The sequence below is a fragment of the Massilia sp. GER05 genome, from assembly GCF_052056005.1.
Classification (GTDB): domain Bacteria; phylum Pseudomonadota; class Gammaproteobacteria; order Burkholderiales; family Burkholderiaceae_D; genus Telluria; species Telluria orientalis.
Genome location: NZ_CP178858.1, coordinates 506,532 through 530,876, shown reverse-complemented (window position 1 = coordinate 530,876; position 24,345 = coordinate 506,532). Strand labels below are relative to the sequence as shown.

Annotated in this window: 21 protein-coding genes and 1 pseudogene; 18 read left to right on the top strand and 4 right to left on the bottom strand. The window is 68.1% G+C overall.

All coding sequences use genetic code 11. The annotated features are described in order from the left end of the window. Positions 1-44 precede the first annotated feature (44 nt). Positions 45-941 carry a cell envelope integrity protein TolA gene (locus ACL58G_RS02335; RefSeq protein ID WP_440964965.1) on the top strand — a complete coding sequence of 299 codons (897 nt, stop codon included), beginning with the start codon at positions 45-47 and terminating at the stop codon, positions 939-941. Positions 942-959: 18 nt separating this feature from the next. On the opposite strand, the gene ACL58G_RS02330 is transcribed toward ACL58G_RS02335, so the two are convergent. Continuing rightward, the gene (locus ACL58G_RS02330) at positions 960-1,457 is read right to left on the bottom strand and encodes an Lrp/AsnC family transcriptional regulator (RefSeq protein WP_371759419.1); all 498 of its coding nucleotides are present in this window, start codon (positions 1,455-1,457) and stop codon (positions 960-962) included. Positions 1,458-1,549: 92 nt separating this feature from the next. After that, on the bottom strand, positions 1,550-2,935 hold the full coding sequence (locus ACL58G_RS02325) for an aspartate aminotransferase family protein (RefSeq protein ID WP_440964962.1): 1,386 nt from the start codon (positions 2,933-2,935) through the stop codon (positions 1,550-1,552). A 185-nt stretch (positions 2,936-3,120) separates the two neighbouring features. Here ACL58G_RS02325 and ACL58G_RS02320 point away from each other — a divergent pair, with 185 nt between their 5' ends. After that, the gene (locus tag ACL58G_RS02320; protein ID WP_440964961.1) at positions 3,121-4,695 is read left to right on the top strand and encodes a methyl-accepting chemotaxis protein; all 1,575 of its coding nucleotides are present in this window, start codon (positions 3,121-3,123) and stop codon (positions 4,693-4,695) included. A 7-nt stretch (positions 4,696-4,702) separates the two neighbouring features. Continuing rightward, the gene (locus ACL58G_RS02315; RefSeq protein WP_440964959.1) at positions 4,703-5,644 is read left to right on the top strand and encodes a 2-hydroxyacid dehydrogenase; all 942 of its coding nucleotides are present in this window, start codon (positions 4,703-4,705) and stop codon (positions 5,642-5,644) included. A gap of 4 nt (positions 5,645-5,648) precedes the next feature. On the opposite strand, the pseudogene ACL58G_RS02310 reads toward ACL58G_RS02315, so the two are convergent. Together ACL58G_RS02310 and ACL58G_RS02305 are read right to left on the bottom strand one after the other, a co-directional pair. After that, positions 5,649-6,493 (bottom strand): annotated as a pseudogene (locus ACL58G_RS02310) (GNAT family N-acetyltransferase). A 15-nt stretch (positions 6,494-6,508) separates the two neighbouring features. Then, entirely contained in the window at positions 6,509-7,372 is an 864-nt protein-coding gene (locus ACL58G_RS02305; protein ID WP_440964957.1) for a GNAT family N-acetyltransferase, read from the bottom strand. A 215-nt stretch (positions 7,373-7,587) separates the two neighbouring features. Between ACL58G_RS02305 and ACL58G_RS02300 the strand changes: the two genes are divergently transcribed. From ACL58G_RS02300 to ACL58G_RS02230, 15 genes are all read left to right on the top strand, one after another. After that, positions 7,588-9,072, top strand: coding sequence for an aldehyde dehydrogenase family protein (locus ACL58G_RS02300; protein WP_440964956.1), 1,485 nt, complete (start codon positions 7,588-7,590; stop codon positions 9,070-9,072). A 204-nt stretch (positions 9,073-9,276) separates the two neighbouring features. After that, positions 9,277-9,948 carry a haloacid dehalogenase type II gene (locus ACL58G_RS02295; RefSeq protein WP_413346226.1) on the top strand — a complete coding sequence of 224 codons (672 nt, stop codon included), beginning with the start codon at positions 9,277-9,279 and terminating at the stop codon, positions 9,946-9,948. A gap of 46 nt (positions 9,949-9,994) precedes the next feature. Next, positions 9,995-11,272, top strand: coding sequence for an NAD(P)/FAD-dependent oxidoreductase (locus tag ACL58G_RS02290; RefSeq protein ID WP_440964954.1), 1,278 nt, complete (start codon positions 9,995-9,997; stop codon positions 11,270-11,272). Positions 11,273-11,301: 29 nt separating this feature from the next. Then, the gene (locus ACL58G_RS02285; protein ID WP_440964952.1) at positions 11,302-12,882 is read left to right on the top strand and encodes an ABC transporter substrate-binding protein; all 1,581 of its coding nucleotides are present in this window, start codon (positions 11,302-11,304) and stop codon (positions 12,880-12,882) included. A 2-nt stretch (positions 12,883-12,884) separates the two neighbouring features. After that, positions 12,885-13,838, top strand: a complete 954-nt coding sequence (locus tag ACL58G_RS02280) for an ABC transporter permease (protein ID WP_440964950.1) — start codon at positions 12,885-12,887, stop codon at positions 13,836-13,838. Continuing rightward, the gene (locus tag ACL58G_RS02275; protein WP_440964948.1) at positions 13,835-14,686 is read left to right on the top strand and encodes an ABC transporter permease; all 852 of its coding nucleotides are present in this window, start codon (positions 13,835-13,837) and stop codon (positions 14,684-14,686) included. Before ACL58G_RS02280 ends, ACL58G_RS02275 begins: the two co-directional genes overlap by 4 nt. 1 nt (position 14,687) lies before the next feature. Further along, positions 14,688-16,541, top strand: a complete 1,854-nt coding sequence (locus ACL58G_RS02270) for an ABC transporter ATP-binding protein (RefSeq protein ID WP_440964946.1) — start codon at positions 14,688-14,690, stop codon at positions 16,539-16,541. Then, positions 16,538-16,846, top strand: a complete 309-nt coding sequence (locus ACL58G_RS02265) for a (2Fe-2S)-binding protein (protein ID WP_413339462.1) — start codon at positions 16,538-16,540, stop codon at positions 16,844-16,846. Before ACL58G_RS02270 ends, ACL58G_RS02265 begins: the two co-directional genes overlap by 4 nt. Continuing rightward, positions 16,828-18,204 carry an FAD-dependent oxidoreductase gene (locus ACL58G_RS02260; protein WP_440964945.1) on the top strand — a complete coding sequence of 459 codons (1,377 nt, stop codon included), beginning with the start codon at positions 16,828-16,830 and terminating at the stop codon, positions 18,202-18,204. Before ACL58G_RS02265 ends, ACL58G_RS02260 begins: the two co-directional genes overlap by 19 nt. Then, positions 18,201-19,346 carry an NAD(P)/FAD-dependent oxidoreductase gene (locus tag ACL58G_RS02255; RefSeq protein WP_440964944.1) on the top strand — a complete coding sequence of 382 codons (1,146 nt, stop codon included), beginning with the start codon at positions 18,201-18,203 and terminating at the stop codon, positions 19,344-19,346. Before ACL58G_RS02260 ends, ACL58G_RS02255 begins: the two co-directional genes overlap by 4 nt. A gap of 37 nt (positions 19,347-19,383) precedes the next feature. Further along, positions 19,384-20,160 carry a cupin domain-containing protein gene (locus tag ACL58G_RS02250; protein ID WP_440964942.1) on the top strand — a complete coding sequence of 259 codons (777 nt, stop codon included), beginning with the start codon at positions 19,384-19,386 and terminating at the stop codon, positions 20,158-20,160. Positions 20,161-20,208: 48 nt separating this feature from the next. After that, positions 20,209-21,135 carry a 2-hydroxyacid dehydrogenase gene (locus ACL58G_RS02245; protein ID WP_440964940.1) on the top strand — a complete coding sequence of 309 codons (927 nt, stop codon included), beginning with the start codon at positions 20,209-20,211 and terminating at the stop codon, positions 21,133-21,135. 16 nt (positions 21,136-21,151) lie between these two features. Continuing rightward, the gene (locus ACL58G_RS02240) at positions 21,152-22,168 is read left to right on the top strand and encodes an ornithine cyclodeaminase family protein (protein ID WP_440964938.1); all 1,017 of its coding nucleotides are present in this window, start codon (positions 21,152-21,154) and stop codon (positions 22,166-22,168) included. Beyond that, positions 22,161-23,132 carry a threonine/serine dehydratase gene (locus tag ACL58G_RS02235; protein WP_440964936.1) on the top strand — a complete coding sequence of 324 codons (972 nt, stop codon included), beginning with the start codon at positions 22,161-22,163 and terminating at the stop codon, positions 23,130-23,132. Before ACL58G_RS02240 ends, ACL58G_RS02235 begins: the two co-directional genes overlap by 8 nt. A gap of 202 nt (positions 23,133-23,334) precedes the next feature. Continuing rightward, the gene (locus ACL58G_RS02230; RefSeq protein WP_440964934.1) at positions 23,335-24,309 is read left to right on the top strand and encodes a porin; all 975 of its coding nucleotides are present in this window, start codon (positions 23,335-23,337) and stop codon (positions 24,307-24,309) included. Positions 24,310-24,345: the final 36 nt, after the last annotated feature.

The window sequence follows — 24,345 nt, the reverse complement described above, 5'->3', positions numbered from 1 at the left end:
GTCAATATCATTTATTTGTCCTCCAACCGGAGGCGTTCATTATCTTGCGTGACCATTCCCATATCCCGCTGGAAGACAGCGATGTCTGCGCACATTGCGGCCAGCCGCTGCCCGGACGGAAAGTGGTCATCTATGGGCAGAAGGGCCCGAACCGGACCGGCATCGCGATCACGATCGGGCTGCACCTGCTGCTCGTGGCCGTCTGGCTGTTCCAGCCGAAAATCGAAAAGCACGCGCCGCCGAAAGCCGGCGAAGCCGTCGTGTGGCTGCCGCCGCTGAAGCAGAACAAGCCCGCCGCCAAGCCGGCCGAGCAGGCACCGAAGCACACCGCCAAGGCAGCGGCCGCGCCGAAGTTCACGCCGCCCCGCATCACGATGCCGCGCCTGCCGAACACGATCACCGTGCCGGAGGTCAAAACGGTGGAGGAAAAGCCGCAGCCGCCGAAGGAAGAGACGAAGGCGCCGCCGCAGGAAGTCGACATGCAGGCGTATATCGAGGCCCAGCGCAAGCGCCGCGGCGCCCCGGCGCAGACGGACCAGGCCGAGGAAAGCGAAGCCGCGCGCGGCACGCGCAACGCGCTGGCGAACATCGCCGCCATCAACGGCCGCGGCGGCCAGGATCCGAACGAGACGGGCGGCGTGTTCAGCATCTCCAACAAGACGTTCAGCCGGGCGGACCTGAAATTCCGCGGCTGGAACCCGAACTTCAAGCGCCGCTGGCTGACGGCCGTGACGGTCGAGCGCGGCAGCGAACCGGACATCGAGACCGCGATCGTCAAGAAGATGATCGAGCTGATCCGCAAGGAAAAGACCGGCGACTTCGAGTGGGATTCGCATCGCCTGAACCGCGTCGTCACGCTGTCGGCCCGGCCGCAGGATACGGACGAACTGATGGCCTTCCTGTACAAGGAAATGTTCCCGGAATACAAGCCGCCGCGCTAGGCCGCGGCCGCCGTCTCGTCACTCGTGCGAGGAGAACAGCTTCTCGATCGGATAGTGGTGCTTGACGAAGGGCGACTGGATCACGATGTAGCTGAAGTATTTCTCGATGTTGATGCTCTGCCGGAGCACGTCTTCGGCGATGCTGTGGTAGTGGGCGACGCTGCGGGTGACGAACTTGAGCAGGTAGTCGAAGCCGCCGCTGACCAGATGACATTCGACGATCTCGTCGATGCTACGGATGGCGGCCTCGAACTTGGCGAAGTCCTCGCGGCGGTGGTCCGACAGGGTGACCTGCGTGAAGACCACCTGCATGTCGCCGAGTTTCTCGAGCTGCAGATGGGCCCCGTAGCCGTTGATGTAGCCCGCCTTCTCCAGGCGCTTCACGCGGATCAGGCACGGGCTGGGAGACAGGCCCACGGCATCGGCCAGGTCGACATTCGTGACCCGGCCGTTACGCTGCAGGTGGCTGAGGATGCGGATGTCGATCCGGTCCAGCTTGAGGGTATCAGGGATCATCGTGGCCTGCCATTTCTGTCTCGCCGTTGATGCTAATCATCATACTATCAGCGTCTCTGTAATGCATATGATGATTTTTCCCTGAGGCCACATCAAATTGTCTTGAGCGCGCGGCGCACGTCGGCCTGGTCGAGCACCTCGTCGAGGGTCCGGGTCAGGCGCTCGAACATCAGGTCGAAGTCATCCGCCGTATAGCACAGGGCCGGGGCGAAGCCGAGCACGTTGTCGCCGAAGGCGCGGAACACGAGGCGGTTGCGGTAGGCCGCGACGGCGATGCGCTCGTGCAGCTTCAGCGCGGGGTCGAAGCGGGTCTTGTCGGCCTTGTCGGCGACCAGTTCGAGCGCGCCGAGCAGCCCGCGGCTGCGCGCGTCGCCGACGAGCGGGTGCGAGAGCAGGTCGCGCAGGCCCTGTTCGAAGCGCGGTGCCTGGGCCTGGCCGTTGGCCAGCAGCCCGCCTTCGGTGTACAGGCGCAGCACTTCGAGGCCGACCGCAGCGCTCACCGGGTGCGCGGAATACGTATGGCCATGGCCCACCGGTACGCCGGCCGGCATGTGGTCGGCGATGCCGCGGTACACCGCGTCGGACATCAGCACGGCGCCCATCGGCGCGTAGCCTGCCGTGAGACCCTTGGCCACGACCATCAGGTCCGGCTCCACGCCTTCCTCCTCGCACGCGAACATCGGGCCCGTTCGGCCGAAGCCCGTGATGACTTCGTCGACGACGAACAGGATGTCCAGTTCGCGGCAGGCGTCGCGCATCGCCTTGAGCCAGCCCTTGGGCGGCACGAGCACGCCGCCGGAGCCCTGGATCGGTTCGCAGAAGAACGCCGCTACATTGTCCTGGCCCAGCTCGCGGACCTTGGCGCGTAGCGCCTCGACCGACGTGCGGATGATGGTGTCCGGATCGGAACCGGCTGGATTGCGGTACGGGTAAGGTGAGGGAATCTTGTGCTGCTGGGGCAGGGGCAGGTCGAAATTGTGGTGGAACACGGCCAGCGCGGTCAGGCCCGCGCCCATCGTGGACGAGCCATGGTAGCCGCGCTCGAGCGAGATGAACTGCTTCTTGGTCGGACGGCCGGTCGAGTTGTAGTAGTGCGTGACGAAGCGGATGGCGGAATCGTCCGCGTCCGAGCCGCCCAGCGTGAAATACACGTGGCGCAGCGAGGCCGGCGCCAGTTCCACCAGGCGTGCGGCAAGGCGGATGGCGGGTTCGGACCCGAAATGGAAATAGCCGGTCGCATAAGGCAGCTTGCGCATCTGCTCGGCGGCGGCCCGGACCACGCTCTCCTGGCCATAACCGACGTTGACGCACCACAGGCCGGAAAACGCGTCCAGCAGTTCCGTGCCCTGCGCGTCGCGCAGGTAGGCGCCGTGGCCCGATTCGAGGATCGTGACGCCTCTTTGCTCATGGACCTGGTAATTGACGAGGGGGTGGATCAGGTGGTCGCGGTCCAGCGCGACGAGGGAATGGGTAGACATGAAGGGCTCCAGATGAAAGGGGAAGACAGCGACATGGTAGCCACGGGCGCGCAGCGATAGCTGCCGCCGGCGCGCTGGAAAACATGGCGGGCATTGCGTAATTGCGAAGGATTCGGAATTTCCTGCTGCGCACCCGGTGCGATACTGCCTGCCCGACGCAGCCCGTAACTCATCAGGAGATTGCCTTGACCCTCACCATCAAGACCCGCCTCGGCATCGTGATCGCCTTCCTGTCGGTCCTCGCGGCCGGCATCGGCGTGCTCGGCCTGCACGGCATGCAGCTGGCCAACCAGGGCCTCAAGGAGGTCTACGAGAACCGCGCACTGATGCTGGAGCGGATCTCGCGCATCGACGCGCTGCTGCTGCAAAACCGCCTGTCGCTGGCGCAGGCCATCAACGACCCGATGGCCGACATCAAGGCCGAATCGGCGCGCATCGAGCGCAACGCCGCCGAGATCGACGAGGCCTGGCGCGCCTGCCTGCCCGCCGCCATCCTGCCGGAGGAGCGGCGCCTGGCCGACCGCTTCGGCGCCGCCTGGACGCGGATGCGGGACGAGGGGCTGCGGCCGGCCAAGGCCGCCCTGCGGAGCGGCGATGTGGAAGCGGCCAAGGCCGCGCAGGAGCACATGCGCCCGATGGCGGTGGAGGTCGCGGAGGACATGCACGGCTTGCGCCGGCTGCAGGTGGACGCGGCACGGCGCGAGTATGAGCGGGCGGCCGCGCGCTACACGGTATTGCGCAACGGCGCGGCAGCGGCCATTGCGCTGGGCACGCTCGCCGCCGCGCTGTTCGGCGGCTACCTGATCCGCCACATCTATCGCGACCTCGGCGGCGAGCCGGCCTATGCGGCCGCCATCGTGCGCCGCATCGCGGCAGGGGACTTGAGCGGCGCGGTCGCCCTGCGCGCGGACGACCGGCGCAGCCTGCTGGCCGCGATGGATTCCATGCAGCGCGACCTGGCCCGGACCATCGGCCGGATCGACGCCACGGCGGTGACGATCGGCGCCGCGTCGACCCAGGTCGCCGGCGGCAGCGCGGATTTGCGCGGCCAGATCGAGGAGCAGGCCAACGCCCTGCGGCAGACGGCGGCATCGATGGACCAGGTGGCCAGGGCCGTGAAGCAGAACGCCGACAGCGCGCGCGACGCCGACCGGCTGGTGGCCTCGGCCGCCGCGACCGCGCAACGGGGCGGCGAGGTCGTGGCCGGCGTGGTGGACAGGATGGAGTCGATCAACGCGTCGGCGAACCGGATCGTCGACATCATCGGCGTCATCGACGGCATCGCCTTCCAGACCAACATCCTGGCGTTGAATGCGGCGGTGGAGGCGGCGCGCGCCGGCGAACAGGGGCGCGGCTTCGCCGTGGTCGCGGGGGAGGTGCGCAGCCTGGCCCAGCGCTCCGCCGGCGCGGCCCGGGAAATCAAGGCCCTGATCGACGCGTCGGTGGGCCAGATCGGCGCCGGCACCGCGCTGGTGCGCCAGGCCGGCCAGACGATGTGGGACATCGTGGACAGCGTCGATCGGGTCACGCACATCGTGGGCGACATCGCCGCCGCCAGCCAGCGGCAGAGCGCGGGCATCGACCGGATCAGCGCCGCGATCGGCCATCTCGACGAGGTCACGCAGCGCAACGCGCTGCTGGTCGACGATGCCGCCGGTGCCGCGGCCTCGTTGCGCGACCAGGCCGGCGCGCTGGGCGAACTGGTGGCCGTCTTCCAGCTCGACCGGCAACCGGCGGCCGGCAACGCACGTCTGGCGTGAGGCGCACATGGATATCCTCGTATGCCTGCCGGATGGCGACGCCGCGTCCTGGATCGACGAACTCGCCGCCGTGCTGCCGGCGGCCCGCGTGCGCCCATGGCGACCGGGCGACCGTGCCGCCGCCGACTATGCGCTGGTCTGGAATCCGCCCATGGAGGCGCTCGCCGGACGCGCGCGGCTGAAGGCCGTGTTCAACCTCGGCGCGGGCGTGGATGCCGTGCTCGCGCCGCTGGCGGCGCAGCCGGACCTGTTGCCGCCCCACGTGCCCCTGATCAAGCTGGACGATGCCGGGATGGCACCGCAAATGGTGCAGTACGTGCTGGCCGCCGTGCTGCGCCACGTGCGCCGCTTCCCCGAGTACGCCGTGCTCCAGCGGGCCCGGCGCTGGCAACCCCTGCCCGGACGCGACGCAGCTACGCACGCGGTCGGAGTCATGGGCCTGGGCGCGCTCGGCACGCCCGTGGCCGGCGCGCTGGCCCAGCTGGGATTCGCGGTGCGCGGCTGGAGCCGCGGACCGCGCGCAGTCGGCCAGGTCGCCTGTTTTGCCGGGCCGGCCGCGTTGCCGGACTTTCTCGATGGCCTGGACGTGCTGGTGAACCTGCTCCCGTTGACGCCGCACACGGCGGACATACTCGACCGGGCGCTGTTCGCGCGGCTGGCGCCGGGCGCGCAGTTGATCAACATCGGACGAGGCGCCCACCTGGTCGAGGAAGACCTGCTGCGCGCGCTCGACAGCGGACAGCTGGCCCAGGCCACGCTGGACGTGTTCCGCGAGGAGCCGCTGCCGCCCGATCACCCGTTCTGGCGGCATCCGCGCATCGAGATCACGCCGCACGTGGCCGCGCTGACGTTGCGCCGGGAAAGCGCGTGCCAGATCGCGGCCAGGATCGCCCGGATCGAGCGCGGACTGCCGGTCGACGGCGTCATCGACCGGACCAGCGGTTATTGACCGGTCAGCAGAGCGCCTGGCTGACGATGGCGAACTGCCGGACCGTAGCGTCCTGCGCCGGCACGCCATGGCGGGCCATCGTCACCGCGGTGTCCACCTCGGCCAGCCCGGCCTGCGCCAGCCATTCGCCCAGGCCGCTCGACCCCGTCACGTCCAGGCGCACGAAGGCGCCGGCGTAGGCATCGCCCCACGTCGCGATCAGCGCCTGCGCGCACTCGGCGTCGGCCGCGACCACCGGCCCGATCACGTGGCCGCGGCCGAACGGCCGTATCAGCGAAAAACCGGTCACGGCGCCATCCTGCTCCAGCACGGCGCCGTCGGCCACGCCGATCAGGTGTTTCAGCAACTCGTCGCGCACCATCCCGGTGCCGCGGTTCGCCAGTGCGACGATGGCGGGGATGTCGGCGGCGGTGGCCGGGCGCGCACGCGGTCCCGCCGATGCCGCCGGGGGGCAAATATGCCCTGGTGCTGGTGGAGCGTGCCGATGGCACGGAAGCCCAGGCTTTCGTACAGCGGCTGCCCGGCCACGGTGGCGTTGAGCACCGTGCAGCGGTCGCCGAGCTGGTCGAGCACCAGGTGCATCAGCCGGCGGCCGATGCCCTTGCCCTGGTGGGCCGGGGCCACGATGATCAGCCCCAGCGAACCGTGGTGCGCGCCCTGATGCCAGCACAGCGCGGTGCCGGCCACGGCGCCGTCTTCCTCGGCCACGAAGCCGGTGCCCAGGCGCAGGGCGAACTGCCAGTCCTCGGGACGATGCGGCCAGCGCACGGCTTGCGACAGCGCGAGCGCTGCGGGCAGGTCGTCCTCGCGCATCGGGCGGCAGGTGATGGCGGTATATGTCGTTGTCATGATCTGTCCTTCCGGTCAGCCGAGCGACTGGCTGAGCAGGGCGAAGCGCTTGACGGGACCCGCGGGCCGCGGCGGGTCGCCGCGCATCATCGCGTGTACCGATTCCTCGACCTGGACGAGGCCCATTTCGGTGAGCCAGGGACTGAGGCCGCTGCTGTCCGGCACGTCGACGCGGACGAATGCCCCCGCCTGCGTGCCGGCCCAATGGGCGATCAGCGCCTTGGCGTGCCCGGCGTCGGCCGCGACGACGGGGCCGATCACATAGCCGTGGCCGAACTTGCGCAGCGCCGCGAAGGCGACGAGGTCGCCGTAGCGGTCGATGGCGACGACGTCCGCCACGGTCAGCAGGTGCTTGATCACGGTGGCGCGCGGCACGCCGGTCGAGCGCGTGGCCAGATCGGCCAGCACCGCCTCGTCGCGTGGACCGACCGGCCGGATCCGTTCGCCCGGGCCGAGCGGCACGAACGGGGCGCGGAACACGCTGCCCTGGTGCTGGTGCACCCAGCCCGTCTGGACGAAACCTTTGTGTTCGATGAAGCGCACCCCGGTCGCGGTGGTATGCAGCAGGATGGTGCGGTCGCCGATCTCCGTCAGGATGCGCTCGAGCAGCGCGCTCGCGATTCCCCGGTCCCGGTGGCCGGGTGCGACGATGGTCATGCCGAGCGACGCGTAGTCGGGGCCGTGCAGCCAGCACATGATGGTGCCGACGATGCCGGATGTGTCTTCGGCGACGATGCCTTCACCGAGTGCGTGGATGAACTGCCAGTCTTCCAGGCGGTGCGGCCATAACACGGACAGCGACAGCTTGTGCGCCGCCGGCAGGTCGGCGGCCGTCATCCTGCGGTACCGCACCTGGCTTTTTGCGTTTCGATCTTTCATGTGAATGCTCCTCGCCGAGTGGCTATCCGGTCGCATCATGCCACACACGAATCCATCCGGCGACGGGGTAAATGCAATTCGAAACGATCCACCATTTGCCGCTTCAATACGAAAGCTTGTGCCGTTCCGGGCCGGCCGGACCGCATAAAATGCTTGGGGAACGCTCCTACAATCTTTTCAGAGTCGCATATGACGCAACACTGAAAGGACACACGATGGAACGTTTCGACCCCGACCGGGTGGCAATACGCAGCGCCCACTTCATCGGCGGGCAATATGTGGCGGGGGGCGCGCAGGCGATGGACGTCAGGCGCCCGTCCGATGGCCGGGTGTACGCCGGCGTGCCGCTGGCCGACGCCGACCTGGTCGACCGCGCGGTACAGGATGCGTGGCGCGCCTGGAAGACCAGCAACTGGGCGCGCTGCGCGCCGCGCGAGCGCGCGCGCGTGCTGCGCCGCTGGGCCGACCTGATCGACGCCGACGCGCAGGTCCTGGCGCGGCTGGAGGCGGTCGGCTCGACCCGTCCGCTCAAGGATGCCGCCGGCTGGGACGTGCCGTTCACCGCGGACGGCATCCGCTTCTTCGCCGAGTGGGCCGACAAGATTGGCGGCGACATCGCGCCGACCCGCACCGACCATCTCGGCATGACCATCGCCGAACCCTATGGCGTGATCGCCGCCATCGCCCCCTGGAACCTCCCGCTGGTCATGGCCTCCTGGAAGGTGGCGCCGGCGCTGGCGGCGGGCAACGCGGTGGTCCTCAAGCCCTCCGAGATGACGCCGTTCTCCGTGCTGCGCCTGGCCGAACTGGCCATCGAGGCCGGCATGCCCGCGGGGATCTTCAACATCGTCCAGGGCGACGGCCAGGGTGCCGGCGCCGCCTTGTGCCGCCATCCGCGCATCGCGAAAGTGACGTTCACCGGATCGACCCGCAGCGGCGCCGCCATCATGGCCGCCTGCGCGGAAAGCGGCACCAAACCGGTCACGCTGGAGTTGGGCGGCAAGAGCCCGCAAGTGGTGTTCGCCGACGCGCCCGACCTCGAACGCACCGTTCGCACCGTCGCACGCGCCATCACGCTGAATGCCGGCCAGGTGTGCGTGGCCGGGTCGCGCCTGATCGTGGAGCGCGCGGTGGCGGATCGCGTCGTCGAGCGCCTGGTTGCAGTCTTCGCCGAACTCCGGGCCGGGACCACGTGGGACCCCGAGGCCACGCTGGGCCCCATCATCGCGCGCCGCGAGATGGACCGCATCGACGGCATCGTGCAGCGCACGATCGCCGCGGGCGGCCGACTGGTCGCCGGCGGCGGCCCGGTCGACTGCGGCAACGACGGTGCGTACTACCAGCCGACCATCCTGGCCGGCGTCGATCCCGCGATGGATGCCGTGAAGTCGGAAATCTTCGGACCGGTGATCACGGTGCAGGCGTTCGACGACGAGGCGGAGGCGCTGGCGCTGGCCGACCACCCGGACTACGGCCTGGCCGCCGGGGTGCATACCGCAGACATCGGCCGCGCCCTGCGCCTGGCGCGCGGCATCGAGGCCGGCACGGTGTGGATCAACCGCTATGGCCGCACGGCCGATTACGTGATTCCGACCGGCGGCTACAAGCGCTCCGGCATCGGCAAGGACCTCGGCCGCCAGGCGTACGAAGCGAACCTGCGCCACAAGAGCGTGCTGGTCGATTTCGCCCTGGAGGACTGACGTTTTTCGGCGCCGCATAGTGTGCCGAAAGGCGCCGCAAATGCCACGGTTTGTTCTGTTTTGCCAGGGTCAGAACGGGATTTTCGTGCAGGGAGGCGATGGTGTAATGGATGCAGGAGACGACGTTGCAGTGACCGCGAATCGCCCTACGAACGCGCTTCCTGACCCGAACCGCCAACATCAATCATCTAAGGAACCAGAACCATGACTACCAACCTGCGGCCCAAATACATTTCCTTCGACTGCTACGGCACCCTGATCAACTTCCAGATGGCGGAGCTGGCGCGCGAACTGTTCGCCGACCGCGTCGCCCCGGAGAACATGCAGCAATTCACCACCGACTTCGCGCGCTACCGCCTGGACGAAGTGATGGGCGACTGGCGCCCGTACGACCAGCTGCTGTGCAATTCGGTCGAGCGCACCTGCAAGCGCTGGGCCGTCGAATACCGCGACAACGAGGGCCTGAACTTCTACCGCGCGGTGCCGACCTGGAACCCGCACGCGGACGTGCCGGCCGCGCTGGCACGCCTGGCCAAGGAGTACAAGCTGGTGATCCTGTCGAACGCGATGGATGCCCAGATCCAGGCCAGCGTCGACAAGCTCGGCGCGCCGTTCCACCGCGTCTACACGGCGCAGCAGGCGCAAGCGTACAAGCCGCGCCTGCGCGCGTTCGAGTACATGATCGACCAGCTGGGCTGCAATCCCGAAGACATCCTGCACGTGTCGTCGAGCATGCGCTACGACCACCTGTCGGCCGACGACGTCGGCATCAAGAACAAGGTCTTCGTGGCGCGCGGGCACGAACCGGCGTGGCCGGTGTGGGGTTCGCACCAGATCACGGACCTGGGCGGCCTGCCGGCGCTGGTCGGCCTGTAAGCGGCATGCGCATGCACCCGGAAAGCTACCTCGACAGGACACGATCATGAAGCTCGAATCTTATTGGCTCGATACGGCACCGGTCTTTGCCGACGGCGCAGCGGAACCGGTGACGGGGCACGCCGACGTGGTCGTGGTCGGGGCCGGCTTTACCGGGTTGTCGGCGGCGCTGACGCTGGCCCGGCGCGGCGCCTCGGTGCTGGTGCTGGAGGCGGGCCGCGTCGTCGGCGAAGCGTCGGGCCGCAACGGCGGGCACTGCAACAGCGGCACCGCGCACGATTTCGGGGCGCTCGCCGCCCGGCTCGGCGTCGACACGGCGCGCTCGTTCTACCAGGCCTACAACGCCGCGGTCGACACGGTCGAACACCTGGTCGCGCGGGAAGCCATCGACTGCGACTTCGCGCGCGTCGGCAAGCTCAAGCTGGCGGCCAAGCCGGAGCACTACGACAAGCTGGCGCGCAGTTGCGACGTGCTGCGGCGCGAGGTCGATCCGCACGTCGAGATGGTGTCCGCGGCGCGGATCCGCGACGAGGTCGCATCAAGCCAGTTCTACGGCGGCCTGCTGCAGAACACCAGCGCGCAAATGCACATGGGGAAATTCGGCGTCGGCCTGGCCCATGCCGCCGCCCGTGCCGGTGCGCGCATTCATGAACACACCCCGGTGACGGGGCTCGACCGCCTCCCCGCGGGCGGGTTCCGCGTCACCACCAGCCGCGGCGTCGTCCAGGCCGGCCAGGTGCTGCTGGCGACCGGCAACTCACGCCAGGGGCCGTTTTCCTGGTTCCGCCGCCGCATGATCTCGGTGGGCAGCTTCATCATCGCGACCGAACCGCTGGATCCGGCGCTGCTCGGCCGCCTGCTGCCGCGGCGCCGCAACTACGTCACGTCCAGGAACATCGGCAATTACTTCCGCATCTCGCCGGACAACCGCCTGTTGTTCGGCGGGCGGGCGCGCTTCGCGCTGTCGAATCCGCGCTCGGACCAAAAGAGCGGCGTCGTCCTGCGCGCGGCCATGGAAAAGATGTTCCCGGCGCTGCGCGGGGTCGGCATCGACTATTGCTGGGGCGGCCTGGTCGACATGACGGCCGACCGCCTGCCGCGCGCAGGCGAGCACTGCGGGATGTACTACTCGACGGGCTACAGCGGACACGGCGTGCAGATGTCGGTCCACATGGGGCAGGTGATGGCCGACGTCATGGCCGGCCGCGCCGAACTGAACCCGTGGCGCCACCTGGAATGGCCGGCCGTGCCCGGGCATTTCGGCACACCCTGGTTCCTGCCGGTGGTGGGCGCGTATTACCGGCTGCAGGACTGGCTGCACTGAACAATTATTTCAAGACCAAGGAGACAATCATGAGCGACACACCATTCGACGCCGCCGGCGTTCCCGCAAGCGCCACGCGCCGTGACGTGATGCGCACGCTGCTGGCGGGCGGCATGCTGGCTTCCACCGCAGGCGGCCTGCTGACCTTCCCCGGCACCGCGCTGGCCCAGACCCCGCGCAAGGGCGGCCGGATCCGGGTCGCCATGGGGTCCGGATCGACGGCCGATACACTCGATCCCGCCAGGGGCAGCACCATCGCCGACTACGTGCGGCACTACATGTTCTACAGCTGCCTGACGACCATCGACGCGAAGCTCGCGCCGCAGATGGCGCTGGCCGAATCGGTCGACAGCAAGGACGGCACGCTGTGGACCGTCAAGCTGCGCAAGGACGTGCGCTTCCACGACGGCAAGGCGCTCGGTGCGGCGGACGTCGTGTACTCGCTGCTGCGCCACAAGAATCCCGCCAACGCGTCCAAGGTCAAGACCGTGGCCGACGAGTTCGCGGAGGTCAAGGCCACCGGCCCGCTCGAAGTGCAGATCAGGCTCAATTCGGCGAACGTCGACTTGCCGGCGCTGCTGGCCGCGTCCCATTTCGCCATCGTCAAGGACGGTACCACCGACTTCGCGACGGCGGTCGGCACCGGGCCCTACAAGTGCAAGGAATTCAGGCCGGGCGTGCGCTCGATCGGCGTGCGCAACGACGAGTACTGGAAGCCGGGCAAGCCCTACCTGGACGAGATCGAATATTTTTCGATCCCGGACGAGGCGGCCCGCGTCAACGCGCTGCTGTCGGGCGACGTGCAGTTGATCAACGGCGTGAACCCGCGCTCGGCGGCCAGTTTCTCGGGCTCCGGTTGCACGCTGTTCGAATCGAAGACGGGCCTGTACACCGACCTCATCATGCGCGACCAGCTCGGCCCGGTGAAGAACCCGAACTTCGTGCTGGCCATGAAATACATGCTGGACCGCGAACAGATCCGCAAGGTGGCAATGCGCGGCTACGGCACTATCGCGAACGACCAGCCGGTGCAGCCCGGCAACCGCTTCTATTTCGCCGGCCTGCCGCAGCGCAAGTTCGACCTGGACAAGGCCAAGTTCTACCTGAAGAAATCCGGCATGGCCGGCCAGACCCTGCCGATCGTGGCCTCGACCGCCGCCGGCGGCTCGGTCGACATGGCCCAGATCATCCAGCTGTCGGCGCAGAGGGCCGGCCTCAACCTGGACATCAAGCGCATGCCGCCGGACGGCTACTGGTCGAACCACTGGGCCAAGCACCCGATGTCGTTCGGGAATATCAATCCGCGCCAGACGGTCGACCTGATGTTCTCGCTGTTCTACAAATCCGATTCGCCGATGAACGTGTCGGGCTGGAAGAACGAGAAGTTCGACCAGCTGCTCGACCTGGCGCGCGGCGAAACCGATGAAGCCAGGCGCAAGCAGATGTACGGCGACATGCAGGTGCTCGTGCACGAACAGTGCGGCGTCGGCATCCCCATGTTCATCCACTCGCTCGACGGTCTCGGCAACAAGGTCAGGGGCTACGCCAGCCATCCGCTCGGCGGGATGATGGGCTATATGTTCGCCGACCAGATCTGGCTGGAAGCGTGATCATGAACGGGACCACCGTACGACTGGTATTGAACCGCGTGGGTGTCGGGGTGCTGACGCTGCTGGCGGTGTCGGTGGTGATCTTCACCATCACCAGCCTGCTGCCGGGCGACGCGGCGCAGGCGGCGCTTGGCCAGGAAGCGACGCCCGAGCTGGTGGCCGCGCTGCGGGCCAAGCTGGGGCTCGACCTGCCGGCCCACGTGCGCTACCTGCACTGGCTGGGCGGGCTGCTGACCGGCCATCCCGGCGTGGCCATGGCGAACGGCCTGCCGGTGACGGAGCTGATCGGCGGCCGCCTGTCGAACTCGCTGATGCTGGCGGCGGCCACCACCGTCGTCTCGGTGCCGCTCGCGCTGGCGCTCGGCATCCTGTCCGCGATGTACCGCGGCTCGCTGTTCGACCGCGTCGTCAGCGTGGCGACGGTGTGGACCGTCTCCGTGCCGGAGTTCCTGATCGCCACGCTGGCGGTGCTGCTGTTCGCTGTCAAGCTGCGCTGGCTGTCCGCGCTGTCGCACACCGACGATATCGCCACCTTCGGCCAATTCATGCGCGCCTATGCGTTGCCGGTCATGACCTTGTGCTGCGGGATCGTGGCGCAGATGGCGCGCATGACCCGCGCCGCCGTGATCGACCAGCTCAATGCGTCCTACGTCGAGATGGCGCGCCTGAAGGGGGTGCGTCCAGTGCGCATGGTGCTGTCCCACGCGCTGCCGAACGCGATCGGCCCGATCGCCAACGCGGTGGCGCTGTCGCTGTCCTACCTGATCGGCGGCGTGATCATCATCGAATCGATCTTTAACTATCCGGGCATCGCGAGCCTGATGGTCGATTCCGTCACCATGCGCGACATGCCCGTGGTGCAGGCCTGCGCGATGCTGTTCTGCGCCGGCTACCTGGTGCTGCTGACCGTGGCGGATGTGTGCGCAATCGTTTCCAACCCAAGGTTAAGAAAATGAAGACCTCCGTGATTTCTCCCATCGCCCGGCGCAAGCCGCGCCGGCACCTGCCGCTGGCCGGCCTGATCGGCTGCGCCGTCTTCGCGTTCTGGCTGCTGATGGCCGTGGCCGGCCCGTACCTGGCCCCGGACGACGCCGGCGGCGTCGGCGACGACGTGTTCGCGCCGCTCAGCGCGCTGCATCCGCTCGGCACCGACTACCTCGGCCGCGACATGCTGAGCCGCATCCTCCACGGCGCGCCGTACACGATCGGCCTGGCGCTGGCCGCCGTGCTGGTGGCCAGCGTCGGCGGCACCGTGCTCGCGATGTGCGCCGCGGCGGCGGGCGGCTGGTTCGACGCCATCGTCAGCCGCATCGTCGACACCATGCTCAGCATCCCGCACAAGCTGCTGGCGCTGATCATCGTCGCCGGCTTCGGCACGTCGGTGCCGCTGCTGATCCTGACGGCCGGCATCGGCTACATGCCGGGCGCCTACCGCATCGCGCGCGCGCTGGCCGTGAACGTGCAGGCGATGGACTACGTGCAGGCGGCGCGGGTGCGCGGCGAGGGCATGGCCTATATCACTTGCCGCGAAATGCTGCCGAACATGATCCGGCCCGTGCTGGCCGATTTCGGCCTGCGCTTCCTGTTCATCGTGCTGCTGCTCAGCGGCCTGTCGTTCCTGGGACTCGGCATCCAGCCGCCGCATGCGGACTGGGGTTCGCTGGTGCGCGAAAACATCATCGGCCTGTCCGAAGGCGCGCCGGCCGTCGTCATGCCGGCCATCGCCATCGCCACGCTGACCATCGCCGTCAACATGGCCATCGACGGCCTGGCAGGCCGCAAACGCCGCGGCAGGGAGGGCTGACATGGACACGAACACGATCGTCAAGGTGGCTGGCCTTCGGGTCACGGCGCGCAACGACATGGACGAGGAGGTGCCCATCGTCCACGGCGCGGATTTTTCGATTCAACGGGGCGAGGTGTTGGCGCTGATCGGCGAGTCCGGTTCCGGCAAGACCACCATCGCGCTGGCGCTGATGGGCTATGCCCGCACCGGCTGCCGCCTGGCCGGCGGCGACGTGACCGTGGCCGGCAACCGGATGCTGGCGATGAGCGAGAGCCAGTTGGCGGGACTGCGCGGCCGCACGGTGGCGTACATCGCGCAGAGCGCCGCCGCCGCGTTCAACCCGTCCAAGCGGCTGATGGACCAGGTGGTCGAGAGCGCCCTGATCCACAAAGTGATGCCGCGCGCCGAGGCCGAAGCCAGGGCGGTCGAGCTGTTCCGCGCGCTGGCATTGCCCGATCCGGAGCGGATCGGCCAGCGCTACCCGCACCAGGTGTCGGGCGGGCAGCTGCAGCGCGTGATGGCGGCCATGGCCCTGATCACCGATCCGGCCCTGGTGATCCTGGACGAGCCGACCACCGCGCTAGACGTGACGACGCAGATCGAGGTGCTGCGCGCGTTCAAGAAGGTGGTCAAGGAGCGCGGCAGCACGGCCGTCTACGTGTCGCACGATCTCGCCGTCGTCGCGCAGATGGCGGACCGCATCGTCGTGCTGCGCGACGGCGAGATCCGCGAATCGGGGCCGACCGCGCAGATCCTGTCCGCGCCCGCCCATCCCTACACGAAGAGCCTCCTGGCGGCGATCGCCCCGAAGCCGGCGGCCGCGGCCGTGCGCGACCCGAAGACCGCGCACGAGCATCCGCTGCTGGAGGTGCGCGGCCTGCACGCGGCCTACGGCACGGCGCGGCGCGGGGCGCCCGTCAAATGCGTGCTGGACGACGTCAATCTGGTGATTCCGCGCGGCGCCACGATCGGCGTGATCGGCGAATCCGGTTCCGGCAAGACGACGCTGGCACGGGCCATCGCCGGCATGGTGGCGCCGTCCGAAGGCGAGATCCTCCTGGACGGCAAGCGCCTCGCGCCCACGCTGGAGGGACGCACGCGCGAGCAGTTCCGCCGCATCCAGTTCGTGTTCCAGAACGCCGACACGGCGCTCAATCCGCAACACAGCATCGGGCGCATCCTCGCCCGTCCGCTCGAGTTCTACCACGGCATGCGCGGCGAGGCATGCCGCAAGCGCGTGCTGCAGCTGCTCGACCTGGTGCGCCTGCCGGCCGCGGTGGCCGACCGCCTGCCGGGCGAACTGTCCGGCGGCCAGAAGCAGCGCATCAACCTGGCGCGCGCGCTGGCGGCCCAGCCCGACCTGATCCTGTGCGACGAGGTGACCTCCGCGCTCGACACCGTGGTCGGCGCCGCCATCATCGAACTGATGGCCGAGCTGCGCAAGGAGTTGAACGTGTCCTACATGTTCATCAGCCACGACATCGGCACCGTGCGCGCCATCTGCGACGAGATCGTCGTCCTGTACGCCGGCCGCAAGGTCGAGGCGCGCAAGCGCGAGGCGCAGGCGCTGCCGCCATTCCATCCATATTCGCATCTGCTGATCTCGTCCGTGCCGGCGCTGCGCCGCGGCTGGCTGGAAGAGGTTGCGGGCGCCACGCCGGCGGCGCTGCCGCCGCTGACGCCGAACGGAGCGGCGCGCGCCATGTGCGCCTTCGTGGACCGCTGCGCGTTGCGCGTCGACGGCATGTGCAACCGCCTGCCGCCGCCGCGCCAGATGCTCGCCGACGGCGGCAGCATCCTGTGCCACCGTCCGGAAGCCGAGCTGCGCGCCATCCAGGCGCCGCTGCGCGTCGTCGAAGGAGACGTCGCATGAGCAGCCGCTTCGTACGACTGGCCGAGACGGGCCGCGCGCGGGTGCGCATCGTGATCGACGGGCACCCGGTCGAGGCGCTCGCCGGCGACACGCTGATGGTCGCCATGCTCGACAACGTGCGCCAGCTGCGCGAGTCCGAATTCGGCGACGGCCGGCGCGCCGGCTTCTGCCTGATGGGCGCCTGCCAGGATTGCTGGGTCTGGACCGCCGACGGCCGCCGCCTGCGCGCCTGTACCACCGTCGTGGCGGACGGCATGAACCTAGTGACGACACAACCGGAGGCGACATGGCCCAACCTCGCGTAATCATCGTCGGCGCCGGCCCCGCGGGCGTGCGCTGCGCCGAAATCCTCGTCGCGGCCGGCCTGCATCCGACCGTCGTCGACGAAAACCGCCGCGACGGCGGCCAGATCTACCGCCGCCAGCCCGACAACTTCACCCGCCCGTACGCGAAGCTGTACGGCACCGAAGCCGAACGCGCCCGGTCGCTGCACGCGAGTTTCGACGCGTTGCGCGGCAAGATCGACTACCTGCCGGAGACGCTGGCGTGGAACATCTTCCAGCGCGAGCTGCACGTCACCGACCAGCGCACGTCGCGCGCCTTGCCGTACGACGCGCTGGTGATCTGTTCCGGCGCGACCGACCGCCTGATGCCGGTGAAAGGCTGGCACCAGGCGGGCACCTACAGCCTGGGCGCGGCGCAGATCGCGCTGAAGGCGCAAGCGTGCGCGATCGGGCGTCGCGTCGTGTTCATGGGCACAGGGCCGCTGCTGTACCTGGTGGCGTCGCAGTACGTGAAGGCGGGCGCCGGCGTGGCGGCGGTGCTCGACACGTCGCCCTTCATGCGGCGCGTGGCCGCGCTGCCGAAGCTGATGGCGCGGCCGTCCGTGCTGCGCAACGGCCTGGCGCTCGCCCGGGAATTGAAGCGGGCCGGCGTGCAGGTGCTGACCGGCATCGTGCCCGTGGAAATCACGGGTTCGCCCGACACCGGCGTGCAGGGCGTGGTCGTGCGCGACAAGGGGGGCCGCGAACTTGCCTTCGACTGCGACGCGGTGGCGATGGGCTACCACCTGCGTCCCGAGACGCAGCTGGCCGACCTGGCGCGCTGCGCCTTCCGCTTCGACCAGGAGACGCGCCAGTGGCTGCCCGCCGTGGGCGAGGATGGACGCACGTCGGTACCTGGCGTCTATCTCGCCGGCGACGGCATGAAGGTGCTGGGCGCCGATGCCGCCGAGATCGGCGGACGCCTGGCGGCGCTGGCCGTGCTGACGGATTTGAAGTTCACGGTCGCGCAGGACGAAGTGCGGACGCTCCGTGCGCAACAGGCAAGGATGGAGCGTTTCCGCCAGGGCCTGGCGCAAGCGTTCCCCTGGCCCGCGCAGCAGGCGGCGGCGCTGCCGGACGACGCCATCGTCTGCCGTTGCGAAGCCGTCACGGCGGGCGAACTGCGCCGCACGGTCTCGGAGATGGGGGCATGCGAAGCGAACCGCGCCAAGGCGCTGTGCCGCGTCGGCATGGGCCGCTGCCAGGGACGGTATTGCGGGCACGCCGGCGCGGAAGTCATCGCCCATGCGGCCGGCGTGCCGGTGGAACTCGTAGGACGCCTGCGTGGCCAGGCGCCGGTGAAGCCGCTGTCGATGGCGGTGCGGGAGGAAGTGGAATGAGTGCGTTGAAAGCGGATGTCATCATCGTCGGCGGCGGCATCATGGGGGCCTCCAGCGCCTTCTTCCTGCGGCAGCGCGGCATGTCCGTCATCCTGCTCGAGCGGGGATTGATCGGTCAGCAGGCCAGCGGCGTCAACTTCGGCAACACGCGCCGGATGGGCCGCCCCATCGAGCAGCTGCCGCTGGCGAACCGCGCGCGCGCGATCTGGCTGAAGTTCAAGGAATTGTTCGGTGCGGACGTCGAGCTCCTGCTGAACGGCCACCTGCGCGTGGGCGTCACGCCGGCGCACGAGGAACGCATGGTGAAGTATGCGGAGGATGCCGCATCGTTCGGCATCGGCATGCAGATGCTGGGCGCGAAAACGCTGCACGAGCGCTTTCCGTACCTCGGGCCGGACATCACCGCGGGGTGCTACGCCCCTCACGACGGGCATGCGAATCCCCGCCTGGCGGCGCCGGCCATCGGCCGTGCGGCGGTACGCGCCGGCGTGCAGGTGTTCGAAAACACCGAGATGACGAGCCTGGAAAAGGACGGCGCGGACTTCGTCGCGACCACCGCGGATGGCCGGACCTTCCGCGCGCCCGTGGCCCTCGTCACGGCCGGCGCCTGGGGCAATCGCATCAGCACGCACTTCGGCGAGCCGGTGCCGATGATCGCCAGGGCGCCGCAGATGTGCGTCACCGAACCCGTGCCTTACGCGATCCGGCCGACCATCGGTGCGATGGCGGACACGTTCGAGCAGGTCGTCTATTTCCGCCAGGTTGCGCGCGGCAACATCGTCATCGGCGGCGGCGGCCATGAACCGGCGGACATCGAGAGCCGGCGCTCGTACGTGAACCCGGCCCGGACGCTGTACAAGCTGAAGAGCGCACCGGGCGTGATGCCGGCATTCGAGCACCTGCACATCATCCGCGTCTGGAGCGGGATCGAGGGCTACATGGACGACAGCCGGCCCGCGATGGGACCGAGCGCGCGCGTACCCGGCCTGTTCTATGCGTTCGGCTTTTCCGGCGAAGGCTTCCAGCTGGGGCCGGGCGTGGGCGAGGTGATGGCGGAACTGATCGCCACGGGCGCCACGAGCACGCCGATCGAGTGTTACCACATCGGACGGTTCGCCACGCCGGTCGCGAACGCGGCGTGAACCTCATTCTCATCAACATTCAATGCAAGCCACCATCATGTCTCGAGCTACCATCACGTCGAATTTCCAGCAAGCCGCAGTTGCCGTCCCGGTCCATACGCCATCCTTCGTCGACCTGCGCAAGTTCGCGCAGGACCCGACCCAGGGCATCGCCGTGACCGCGCCGGCGGGAGAAGACCGCTTCCTCGCCAGCCGCCGCGTCCTGGACTGGGCGCCCGGCCCGGTCACGGCGGGCGTCATCACGCTCGACGCCGGCAACGGCGCCGTACAGTCTCTCGCGGCGGACGAATTCATCATCGTCCACCAGGGCAGCCTGACCCTGACGCAGCAGGGTACGTCCGTCACGCTGGGGGCGAACCAGAGTGCGATTCTCAAGCATGGCGCGGCATTCGCCTGGTCCGCGCAAGGACCCGTGTCGCTGATCTTCGTCCGCTACAACAAGAGCCGGGCGGGCGACGGCGCGATCGTGCCGATCAGGGAAAATCCGGAGATGGGCCCGTCGGCCGGCGGCCCGTCGCCCGACCTGTTGCTGACGCCCACGCCGCTGTGCCGCAACCACACCGACTACAAATCCGAAGACGGGGAATTCACGTGCGGCACGTGGGACTCGACGCCCTACGCCCGCCGTGCACTGTACTTCCGCCACATGGAACTGATGTATCTGCTGGAAGGGAGCGTGACCTTCGTCGATGAAGCAGGCCGCAGCGGCACGTTCTCGAAGGGCGACATCTTCCTCATCGAGCAGAAGGCGTCGTGCACCTGGGACAGCCGCGAGCACGTGGCGAAGCTGTACGTGATCTACCGTCCGGCCTGACATGGAGAAGATCGTGACAGCCTTGTCGGGATGCGGCGCGGAGGCCCCATGACCTTCCTGTACAAAGCCGATCCGGTCCGCGGCGCCATCTGGGCGGAACGGTTTGCCCGCAAGATGCCGGCGCTGCCATTCCGCACCTGGCCCGACGTCGGCGATCCGCACGCCGTGCGCTACCTGGCCGCGTGGGAACCGCCGGCGGACCTGGCGAACCGGTTTCCGAACCTGGAAGTCCTGTTCTCGACCGGTGCCGGCACCGACCAGTTCGACCTGTCCGCCATCCCCGCGACGGTGGCCGTGGTGCGCATGGTCGAGCCGGGCATCGTCGGCGGGATGGTCGAATACGTCACGCTGGCCGTGCTGTCCATCCACCGGGACTGGCGTACCTACCTCGACCAGCAGCGGGCAGGGCACTGGCAGCCGCATCGCGTGTATCCCGCCGCGGCGCGGCGCGTCGGCGTGCTGGGCCTGGGCGTGCTGGGCCGCGCGGTACTGGCCAGCCTGCGCGGCCTCGGTTTCGATTGCGCCGGCTGGAGCCGGTCGCCGCAGCAGATCGACGGCGTCGACTGCCATGCGGGCCCGGAAGGTTTGGCGCACTTCCTGGCGCGCACCGACATCCTCGTCTGCCTGCTGCCGCTGACGGACGACACGCGCGGCATCCTGTGCCGCCGCCTGTTCGACCGGCTGCCGCAGGGCGCCACCGTGATCAACGTGGGCCGCGGCGGGCATCTCGTGCAGCGCGACCTGTTGCAGGCGCTCGACACGGGGCAGGTCGGCCAGGCCATCCTGGACGTGTGCGAGCCCGAACCGCTGCCGCGCGGCGATCCGTTGTGGACGCATCCGCGCGTGGTGCTGACGCCGCATGTCGCCAGCATGACGCAGCCGGAGACCGCGGCCGACGCGGTCATCGACAACCTCCGGCGGCATTGGGAAGGGTTACCGATGAGCGGCCTGGTCGACCGGTCGCTCGGTTACTGATATCGAAAGGAACGCAATGAAAACGCTGTTACTCAAAAAGGAAGAAGTCGCCCAGCTGATCTGCATGCGCGAAGTCATCGCCGCCGTGGAGGAAGCCTTTGTGGCGTTCAGCGGCGGACAGGTCGAGCAACCCGACTATATCGGCATCCACCTGCCTCCCCCGCGCGGGGAAATCGACTTCAAGCTCGGCTACTACCGGGCCAACGAGGTGATTTCGATGAAGGCGTCGTCCGGCGGATTTCCGGACAACCCCAGGACATACGGCCTGCCCACCAACATGGGGACCATCCTGCTGTTCGACGGGCAAACCTGTGCGCTGACGTGCGTGATGGACGGGAGCCTGATCACCGGCCTCAGGACCGGTGCGGCCGGCGCCGTGTCGGTCAAGGCCCTGGCCAGGAAGGATGCGAAAACGGTCACGTCGATCGGTACGGGCATCCAGGCCAGGCTGCAGATCCGGGCGATCAGCGAGGTCATGGCCATCGAGGAGATCCACGCCTGGGACAACCATCCCGAGACGCTGGCGAAGTACAAGGCCGATATCGAAAGGGAGTTCGGCATTCCCGTCGTCATGGCGGCGTCGAAGGAGGACGCGGTGCGCCGGGCCGACATTCTCGTGACCACGACTCGCGGCAAAGGAACGCTGGTCGAAGCCGGTTGGGTAAAGCCCGGCACGCACATCGTGGCCATCGGGACGGACCAGCAAGGCAAACAGGAATTCGAACCGGAGATCTTCCGCAACGCGAAGATCGTCAACGATTCCATCGCGCAGTGCGTCACGAAGGGCGAAACCTGGCATCCGCTGAACGCGCACATCATCACGAAGGACGACATTCACGGGGAAATCGGCGAGATCCTGGCGGGGAAAAAACCGGGCCGGGAGAACGACGACGAGATCACGATCTTCGATTCCACGGGCATGGCCATCCAGGACAACACCACCGCGTCGCGGATCTACCGGAATGCGCTGGAAAACGGGGTCGGCGCCTTCTTCGAATTCTTCACGCAACCTCCAGAAAGACACCATGCGTAACTACCCCACCATCCAGGATATCCGGGAAGCCCGAGATCGGCTGAAACCCCACATCCGTCACACGCCGCTGTTACGTGCGGAGAAGATGGAAAAGGCCCTCGGCTGCCAGCTCTGGCTCAAGCCGGAAACCCTGCAGATCACGGGCGCATTCAAGATCAGGGGCGCCCTGAACACGGCGCTGGCGCTCCCCCGGGACGCCGTGGCGAACGGCCTGATCGCCACGTCGTCGGGCAACCATGCCCAGGGACTCGCGTACGCGGCGCGCATGCTGGGCGTGAAAGCGTTCCTGGTGCTGCCGGCCAGCGCGCCTGAGGTCAAGATCGCCAACACGAGGGCGCTCGGGGCGGAAGTCATCCTGTTCGACGGCGATAACGCGGCCCGCTGGAAAAAGACGTATGAAATCGCCGAAGAAAACGGGTACGCGGTGATCCACGGTTTCGAAGACCCGCTGGTGATGGCGGGCCAGGGCACGATCGGTTGCGAAATTCTGGACGACCTCGAGGACGTCGACACGGTCATCGTGCCGCTGGGCGGCGGCGGCCTCATTTCCGGGATCGCCACCGCCATCAAGGAAACGAAACCGTCGGTGCGGGTCATCGGCGCCGAGCCGGCCCTGACGCCGAAGTACTTCCACAGCAGGATCAACGGGGAACGCACGTCGCTGCCGTTGAAGGACACCGTTGCGGACGGCTTGCGGCTCAGCGTCCCCGGGCGGAATCCGTATCCCATCATCGAGAAGTACGTGGACGAGATCGTGCTGGTGGACGACGCGCATATCGTCGCGGGCATGCGCATGCTTGCCAACGATGCGAAATTGATCGCCGAGCCGGCGGCGTCCATCGGTATCGGCGCCTTGCTGGGCGGTGCGGTCGCTGTCCGGCCGGACGAGAAAGTGTGCGCGGTTTTAAGCGGCGGGAACTGGGATTTGTGCGACCTCGCCGCGATCTACCAGCGCGCCGAATAATGTCCCCGTACAGCGCAGCATATTCCGCCGTCAGGCACGGTGATTTCGCAGTGTTCATGTTGTTGGCCCGCCGTCTTTCGAGAAAAAGTGCCGAGGGAGCAGCCTTAAATTGATGGGTGTGGAGCGGATGATCGCGAGCTCATTCCAGCAGGTTTTTCAACCCGCTCAAGCCACGTCCAAAACATAATTTAAGGAGACAATCATGAAAAAAATCCTGCTTGCGGCGGCGGTGTGCAGTGCCGTTGCCGGTCCCGCCTCGGCGCAATCGACGACCACGGTTTACGGCCTGATCAACATCGGCCTGGTGTATTCGAAATCGGACGTGGCGCCCACGCGCTGGGGCGTCGACCCCGGCGGCTGGTGGGGTTCCCGCCTCGGCTTCCGCGGCTCGGAAGACCTGGGCAATGGCATGTCCGTCCTCTACCAGCTCGAAAACGGGTTCAGCCCCGACACGGGCACCGCGGGCCAGAGCGGACGCATCTTCGGCCGCCAGTCGTGGGTGGGATTGAAAGGCGACTTCGGCACCGTGCGTTTCGGCCGCACCTGGACGCCGTCCTACTGCCTGCTGACCGACGTCATCGATCCGTTCGAGGACGGCATGTCGGGCGCGGCCGAATCGTTCTTCGGCCGCAACATCTATGCCGCGATCGACATCCGCACGCAGAACGCCATCTTCTACGCGAAACAGGTCGGCGGGCTGAAGGGCGAGGTGTCGTATGCGTTCGGCGAGACGGCCGGCAGCATGTCGGCGAACCGGCAGATCAGCGGGGCCTTCACCTATACCGTTGGCCGCTTGAAGGTGGCGTACGGCTACCAGAACAACAACGACGCCAACGGCACCGGGGCGGCCAAGCTGCGCTTCGTCGGCGGCAACTATGACTTCGGCGTGGCCAAGCTGCATTTCGGCCTCGACCGGCAGCAAACGGACGCCGCCGGCCTGGCGCCGGTGGACGCGAGCGACCTGCTGGTCGGCCTGACGATCCCGGCCGGCGGCGGACGTATCCTGGCGTCGTACAACCGGCTGAACGACCGCTCGGTGCGCAATGCCGATACGGCGCAGTATGCGATCGGCTACACGTATGCGCTGTCCAAGCGTACCTCGCTGTTTACCTCCATCGGCCACATCGACCCCAACAACGCCAACCGCGCGGATTGGGGCATCCGCCACAGCTTCTGACCGCCCGCAAATTCAGGGTCAGGTCTCTTTTTCGCG